Genomic DNA, 1287 nt, shown 5'->3' with positions numbered 1-1287 from the left:
TGTACCCGTCGGCTGAGATTTCACCAAGTTCTCTTTAATATTATCCGGCAATGCATCGTACAATGGTGTCTGGATCAAGCCCGGAGCTATACAGTTAACTGTGATCTGGGACTTCGCTAATTCCAAAGCCATTGATCTGCTGAAACTCACCAGTCCGCCTTTCGAGGCAGAATAATTAGCTTGCGTTGGCCAGCCAAGATAAGCCCTGGAGGCAATATTCACGATACGTCCAAATTTCTGTTCCTTCATGAAAGGAACTACCGCCTGGGTCAACAGGAACGGTCCTTTTAAATTAACATTTAGCACAATGTCCCAATCTTCTTCCGTGAGCTTCAGCAAGCCCTTGTCCCGAGATATGCCTGCGTTATTAACCAGAATGTCGATCCTGCCAAAGCGTTCCACAATTTGTTTCGCCATGGCTTGGGCCTGATCTTTCTTCGAAATATCAGCTACCACTCCCATGACTTCCCCGCCGACAGCTTTGATTTTTTCCACCACTTGGTCAACTTTTTCCGGAACAACATCATTAACGACCACTTTAGCGCCGTTCTGAGCCAACATCATTGCTGTTGCCTCACCCAGTCCGCTCCCAGATCCGGTTACCAGTGCAACCCTGTTCTGTACGCCCATTTTATCCGGCTCCTTTCACCTTGCTTCACTTCTCTAAAATATGCCAAGAAGACGACTACTGAGCTTTGATCGTAATAATTCCTGCCCCTATTTGTCGTCCTCTCAGCTTACTCCAACTCTCGATTAAACTTACTTACTTAAGATATGAACCGTACACACAGCGTTATCCAAACCGTAGATTCCACCGCCGGTGACATGGGTCATTGCTGTTTTAGCATTCGGCACCTGCATAGCTCCGGCTTGTCCGCGTAATTGCCAAGTCATTTCGGCGATCTGCGCCGCTCCGCTGCATCCCGTCGGGTGTCCACACGACATTAAGCCGCCGCGCGGACTAAATACGACTTTACCGCCGTAATCGTTTTGCCCGCTGCGGATAAACTCAACAGCTTCGCCATGCCCACAGAAACCCATGGCTTCCGTATATAAATGCTCATTAATCGCGAAAGCGTCATGGCACTCGACCATATCGATATCCTCCGGACCAATGCCGGCTCTCTCATAAGCTTCTTTAGAGCCCCGGACTGTGATCTCCATCGAAGTCATATCTCTGAATCCATTGGTGAAAATCCCCGAAGTTACTTCACTTACCAATATCTTGATCAGTGGTTTGCCCAACTGCATAGCTTTCTCTTTCGTGGTAAAGATCACAGCCGCCCC

General features: G+C 48.5%; 2 protein-coding genes. Both read right to left on the bottom strand.

Going from position 1 to position 1287, the window contains the following annotated elements:
- On the bottom strand, positions 1-630 hold a 630-nt coding region (locus AC6I5A_RS12855), incomplete at its 3' end, for an SDR family NAD(P)-dependent oxidoreductase (RefSeq protein WP_034616711.1).
- Between the two features lie 129 nt (positions 631-759).
- On the bottom strand, positions 760-1287 hold a 528-nt coding region (locus AC6I5A_RS12850), incomplete at its 5' end, for a thiolase family protein (protein ID WP_034616708.1).

It is taken from the genome of Desulfosporosinus sp. Tol-M2, from assembly GCF_059735615.1.
This window is presented reverse-complemented; position numbering and strand designations above follow the sequence as displayed.